The sequence below is a fragment of the Mesorhizobium intechi genome (assembly GCF_002879535.1).
Lineage (GTDB): Bacteria > Pseudomonadota > Alphaproteobacteria > Rhizobiales > Rhizobiaceae > Mesorhizobium > Mesorhizobium intechi.
The window spans coordinates 1-6,183 of record NZ_PNOT02000348.1; the positions used below are offsets into that span (position 1 = coordinate 1).

General features: G+C 62.1%; 6 protein-coding genes. All 6 read left to right on the top strand.

The features are described from left to right. On the top strand, positions 1-1,234 hold a 1,234-nt coding region (locus tag C1D09_RS29275), incomplete at its 5' end, for an ABC transporter substrate-binding protein (protein ID WP_246135918.1). 86 nt (positions 1,235-1,320) lie between these two features. Continuing rightward, complete coding sequence (locus tag C1D09_RS29280; RefSeq protein WP_143977466.1) at positions 1,321-2,214, top strand: carbohydrate ABC transporter permease; 894 nt, start codon at positions 1,321-1,323, stop codon at positions 2,212-2,214. Next, on the top strand, positions 2,207-3,142 hold the full coding sequence (locus C1D09_RS29285; protein ID WP_069093161.1) for a carbohydrate ABC transporter permease: 936 nt from the start codon (positions 2,207-2,209) through the stop codon (positions 3,140-3,142). The genes C1D09_RS29280 and C1D09_RS29285 overlap by 8 nt, the downstream gene beginning before the upstream one ends. Before the next feature lie 2 nt (positions 3,143-3,144). Then, positions 3,145-4,248: an ABC transporter ATP-binding protein gene (locus tag C1D09_RS29290; protein ID WP_143977470.1), complete on the top strand. Its 1,104-nt coding sequence runs from the start codon at positions 3,145-3,147 to the stop codon at positions 4,246-4,248. Between the two features lie 54 nt (positions 4,249-4,302). Next, complete coding sequence (locus C1D09_RS29295; RefSeq protein ID WP_143977467.1) at positions 4,303-5,049, top strand: sugar phosphate isomerase/epimerase family protein; 747 nt, start codon at positions 4,303-4,305, stop codon at positions 5,047-5,049. Between the two features lie 11 nt (positions 5,050-5,060). Beyond that, a partial coding sequence (locus C1D09_RS29300; protein WP_143977468.1) for a Gfo/Idh/MocA family protein occupies positions 5,061-6,183 on the top strand: 1,123 nt, incomplete at its 3' end.

Here is a 6,183-nt window from a genome sequence, read left to right on the forward strand (position 1 = left end):
ATACAAACTTTTGACCGCTGCCCTGGCGGCCACGGCCGCGCTGCAGTTCGCCGGCCCGGCCGCCGCGACGGACCTGGAAGTCACTCATTGGTGGACTTCCGGCGGCGAGGCGGCGGCGGTCGCGGAACTCGCCAAGGCTTTCGATGCCACCGGCAATCACTGGGTCGACGGCGCCATTGCCGGCTCTGGCGGCACGGCACGGCCGATCATGATCAGCCGGATCACCGGCGGGGACCCGATGGGCGCCACCCAGTTCAATCACGGCCGGCAAGCGGAAGAGCTGGTGCAGGCCGGCCTGATGCGCGACCTGACCGATGTCGCCACCAAGGGCAAGTGGACAGAGGTCGTGCGGCCGAAGAGTCTGCTCGACAGCTGCACCATCGGCGGCAAGATCTATTGCGTGCCCGTCAACATTCACTCCTGGCAGTGGCTGTGGCTCTCGAACGACGCCTTCAAGAAGGCCGGCGTGCCGGTGCCGAAGGACTGGAATGAGTATGTGGCCGCCGCCCCGGCACTCGAGAAGGCAGGCATCGTGCCGCTGGCGGTGGGCGGCCAGGCCTGGCAGTCGTCCGGCGCCTTCGACGTGCTGCTTGCAGCGGTCGGCGGCACCGACACCTTCCTCAAGGTCTACAAGGACAAGGACGCCAAGTTCGCGGCCGGCCCCGAAGTCGCCAAGGTGTTCAAGGCGGCGGACGATGCGCGCAAGATGGCCAAGAACACCAATGTGCAGGACTGGAACCAGGCCACCAACATGGTCATCACCGGCAAGGCCGGCGGCCAGATCATGGGTGACTGGGCGCAGGGCGAGTTCCAGGTTGCCGGCAAGACCGCCGGCAAGGACTATACCTGTCTTCCCGGTCTTGGCCTGAACGAGGTCATCGCCACGGGTGGTGATGCTTTCTATTTCCCGGTGCTCAAGGATGCCGACAAGTCCAAGGCGCAGGAAGTCCTGGCCGAAACCTTGCTCGATCCCAAGACCCAGGTCGCCTTCAATCTCAAGAAGGGCTCGCTGCCGGTGCGTGGCGACGTCGACCTTAACGCCGCCAATGACTGCATGAAGAAGGGTCTGGCCATCCTGGCCAAGGGCGCCGTCATCCCATGGACCGATCAGCTGCTTTCGCAGGACAGCCAGAAGCAGAAGGAGGACCTGTTTTCCGAGTTCTTCGCCAAGCCCGAGATGACCCTCGAAGAGGCGCAGAAGCGCTTCGCCGACATCATCGCCACGGCTGACTGATACCGCCGGCAAAGTCCCTTCCTCCCGGTCTGGTGAAGTCCAGGCCGGGAGGGCGCGCCCTTACCCGATCCAGCATGGCTGCACCGATGAGCAAGAGCGAACGCCCCAGCCGACTGTTTCGCAATCTCAATGCGAAGGTCGCTTCGATCCCCATGATCCTCACCGCGCTGGTGGTTTTCGTCGGCGGCACGGCGTGGACTGTGCTGTATTCCTTCACCAACTCAAAGCTGTTGCCGCGGCTGAATTTCGTCGGGCTCGACCAGTATTACCGGTTGTGGGCGACCCCGCGCTGGCTGGTCTCGATCGAGAACCTGCTGATCTACGGCGTGATCTCGCTGGTTTTCTCGCTGGTGATCGGCTTCATCCTCGCTGCCCTGCTCGACCAGAAGATCCGTTTCGAGGATACGTTCCGCACCATCTTTCTCTATCCCTTCGCGCTCTCCTTCATCGTCACCGGCCTTGTCTGGCAATGGCTGCTCAATCCGGATTTCGGCATCCAGGGGGTGATACGAAACCTTGGCTGGACGAGCTTCGCTTTCGATCCGCTCTACAATTCCAGCATCGTCATCTACGGCATATCGATCGCCGCGCTCTGGCAGGGCACCGGGCTGATCATGTGCCTGATGCTGGCCGGGCTGCGCGGCATAGACGAGGATATCTGGAAGGCCGCGCGGGTGGACGGGATTCCGATGTGGAAAACCTATCTGTTCATCATCATCCCGATGATGCGGCCGGTCTTCATCACCACGCTCGTCATCATCGCGTCCGGCATCGTCAAGGTCTACGACCTTGTCGTTGCACAGACCAGCGGCGGGCCGGGCATCGCCTCCGAGGTGCCGGCAAAGTATGTCTACGACTACATGTTCTTCGCCCAGAATCTCGGCCAGGGTTTCGCAGCCTCGACCATGATGCTGCTCTCGGTGATGATCGTGATCGTGCCGTGGGCCTATCTCGAATTCGGAGGCAGGAAGCGTGTCTGACCAAGCCGTCTCCTTGTCCGCGCCGTCCGGCGCCGGCCATGCCGATGCCTCGGGGCCGAGCGGACCGAAGCCGCGTCACATATTCTCGCGCCGCAACATCTTCCTCTACGGCACCCTCATCGTGGCGGCGCTCTACTACCTGCTGCCGCTCTATGTGATGATCGTCACATCGCTCAAGGGCATGCCGGAAATCCGCCTCGGCAACATCTTCTCGCCACCCCTCGAGATCACTTTCGAGCCTTGGGTCAAGGCATGGTCGACGGCCTGCACGGGCCTTAACTGCGACGGACTTTCGCGCGGCTTCTGGAATTCCGTTCGTATCACCGTACCTTCGGTGATCCTGTCGATCGCGATCGCCTCCGTAAACGGCTACGCGCTGGCCAACTGGCGCTTCAAGGGGGCCGACACATTCTTCATCATCCTGATCGTCGGTGCCTTCATCCCCTATCAGGTGATGATCTACCCGATCGTCATCATCCTGCGCGAGATCGGCCTCTATGGCAGCCTGAGCGGCCTGGTGATCGTCCATTCCATCTTCGGCATGCCGATCCTGACACTGCTGTTCCGCAACTATTTCACCTCCATGCCGGAGGAATTGTTCCGGGCGGCGCGTGTCGACGGCGCCGGTTTCTGGGGTATCTATCTGCGCATCATGCTGCCGATGTCGCTGCCGATCTTCGTCGTCGCCGTCATCCTGCAGGTGACAGGCATCTGGAACGACTTCCTGTTCGGCGTCGTCTACACGCGCCCCGACACCTATCCGATGACGGTTCAGCTCAACAACATCGTCAACTCCGTGCAGGGCGTGAAGGAATACAACGTCAATATGGCGGCGACCATCCTGACCGGGCTGGTTCCGCTCGTTATCTATTTCATTTCCGGCAGGCTTTTTGTGCGTGGCATCGCTGCCGGCGCGGTGAAAGGGTGATGATGGCAGAAATCGCGAACCCCAGCGTATCGATCCAGAACGTGTCGCTGAACTATGGCGCGGTGTCGGTCCTGCAGACACTCAATCTCGATATCGCGGACGGCGAGTTCATCGTTCTGCTGGGGCCGTCCGGCTGTGGCAAGTCGACCTTGCTCAACTGCATTGCCGGGCTGCTCGACATTTCGAAGGGCCGCATCTTCATCAAGGGCAAGAATGTCACCTGGGAAGAGCCCAAGGATCGCGGCATCGGCATGGTGTTCCAATCCTATGCGCTCTATCCGCAGATGACGGTGGAGAAGAACCTGTCCTTCGGCCTGCGCGTCGCGGGCCTGCCCAAGGACGAAATCGCCAAGCGCATCGCGCGCGCCGCGGAGATCCTGCAGATCGAACCGCTGCTGCAACGCAAGCCCTCCGCACTGTCCGGCGGCCAACGCCAGCGCGTGGCGATCGGGCGGGCGCTGGTGCGCGATGTCGACGTGTTCCTGTTCGACGAACCGCTGTCCAATCTTGACGCTAAGCTGCGCTCCGAACTGCGCGTCGAGATCAAGCTGCTGCATCGCAGATTGCAGAACACGATGATCTACGTCACCCACGACCAGATCGAAGCGATGACGCTCGCCGACCGGATCGCGGTGATGAAGGGCGGCGTCATCCAACAGCTCGACGCGCCGCAAACCATCTACAACCGTCCGGTCAACCGCTTCGTCGCCGGATTCCTCGGTTCGCCGGCGATGAATTTCATCGAGGGTCAGCTGCAAGCCGGCGATGTCGGGGCGTTCACCACCGACGGGGTTTCGATACCGCTCGACCGCTATGAGTTCGACAAGGATCGCGGCAGCGCGGGCATGCCCTGTGTGTTCGGCATCAGGCCCGAGCACGTCGCCTTTGGAGATGCGGCCAAGGCCATGCCGTTCACCGCCGAGTCAGCCGTCGAGATCGTCGAACCGATGGGCTCCGACACGCTGGTGTGGACCAAGCTCGGCGGCCGCAATTTTTCCTTCCGCGTCGAGGCGGAAAAGACGCTGCGCACCGGCGATCCAATCCGGATCGGTTTTGACCCAGCCCGCGCCTCGCTGTTCGACACCCAATCCGGCAACCGCCTATAGGCCCCAAGCCCTCCTCCCAAGAACCCACCCTACCAAGCAGAACGGACAGAGACGATGAACTGGTCATTCCAACTTTACAGCGCCCGCAATTTTCAACCCTGGGAGGGCGTGCTCACCACGCTCGGCAAGCTCGGCTACGCGCAAGTCGAAGGCTTCGGTGGCGTCTATGAAAATCCCAAGGCCTTTCGCGCGGAACTCGACAAGAACAGGCTTTCGATGCCGACCGGCCATTTCTCCATCGATGCGCTGGAGAAGGATTTCGACGGCGTGCGCAAGACGGCCGAAGCTCTCGGCATCAACCTGCTGATCTGCCCCTATCTGATGGCCGAGGACAGGCCGTCCGACGCCGGCGGCTGGCGCGGCTTTGGCGAGCGCCTGGCCAAGGTCGGCGAGGTCGCCTCGCAGGCCGGCTACGGCTTTGCCTGGCATAATCATGATTTCGAGTTCAAGGCTCTCGCCGACGGTTCGGTGCCGCAGGATCACATCCTGTCTTCCGCTCCCGATATCGGCTGGGAGATGGACCTTGCCTGGGTGGTGCGCGGCGGCGCAGATCCGCTGCCCTGGATCGAAAAGCACGGCAAGCGCATCGTCGCCGTGCACGTCAAGGACATCGCCAGGCCGGGCGAAGGGCTGGACGAGGATGGCTGGTCGGATGTCGGCCACGGCACGATCGACTGGGCCAACCTGATCAAGGTGCTGCGGGCCAAGAGCGCGGCAAAATACTTTGTCATGGAGCAGGACAACCCCAATGACATCGAGCGCTTCGCCCGCCGCTCGATCGCATCCGTCAAGACTTACTAGGAACAATCATCATGGCAAAGAAACTGGGTATTGGCGTCATCGGCTGCGGCAACATCTCGAAGGCGTATTTCTCGCTGGCGCCGCTGTTTCGCGGCATCGAGATGCGCGCTTGCGCCGACATCAACATGGACGCGGCCAGGGCGCGGGCGAAGGAGTTCAAGCTGCGCGCCGAGACCGTCGAGGATCTGCTCAAGGCCGACGACATCGACATCGTCGTCAACCTGACGATACCGGCGGTGCACTACGAAGTGTCGAAACGCGTGCTCGATGCCGGCAAGCACGTCTATTCGGAAAAGCCGTTCGTGCTCTCGCTCGAAGAGGGCCAGGACCTCAAGGCGCGGGCTGAAAAGAAGGGGCTGCGCATCGGCTCGGCGCCCGACACTTTCCTCGGCGGCGCGCACCAGCTGGTGCGTGAACTGATTGACGAGGGCAAACTCGGCAAGATCACCAGCGGAACCTGCCATGTCATGGGTCACGGCATGGAGCACTGGCACCCGAATCCGGATTTCTTCTTCCAGCCGGGCGCCGGACCGGTGCTGGATATCGGGCCGTATTACATCACCAATCTGATCCAGCTGATCGGGCCGGTAAAACAGGTGGTGGCCTTTGCGACAACCCCGGCCAAGGAGCGGACGATTTCATCGAAACCGCGCGCGGGCGAAAAAATCCCGGTCAACACGCCGACGACCATCCATGGCCTGCTGGAGTTCGAGAACGGCGCCGTGGTGACGTTGAACACCAGCTGGGATGTCTGGGCTCACGGCCACGCGCCCATGGAACTCTATGGCGAAGCGGGCACGGTGTTCGTGCCGGATCCGAATTTCTTCGGCGGCGAGGTGCGCTTCACCGAAGAGGGCAAGCCGGTCAAGAAGCTGCCGAAATGGAAGCACCCGCTTGGCGTGCCCAACGAAATGCACGGCCAGGGCATGATGGCCAACTACCGCACAGCGGGTCTCGCCGACATGGCATTGGCAATAGTCGAGGGGCGGCCGCACCGTTGCTCGATGGAGCTGGCGCTGCATGCCGTCGATGTTATGACCGGCATCCTGCGTTCCGGCGAAACCGGCAAGTTCGTCGCCATGCAGACCACGTGCGAGCGGCCGGCCGCGCTTGGCGTCCAGGAGGCGAAAGAAC

Excerpts from the sequence above, each read along its gene's own strand:
- C1D09_RS29280 (WP_143977466.1), top strand. The coding sequence starts at position 1,321 with ATGAGCAAGAGCGAACGCCCCAGCCGACTGTTTCGCAATCTCAATGCG.
- C1D09_RS29290 (WP_143977470.1), top strand. The coding sequence starts at position 3,145 with ATGGCAGAAATCGCGAACCCCAGCGTATCGATCCAGAACGTGTCGCTG.
- C1D09_RS29295 (WP_143977467.1), top strand. The coding sequence starts at position 4,303 with ATGAACTGGTCATTCCAACTTTACAGCGCCCGCAATTTTCAACCCTGG.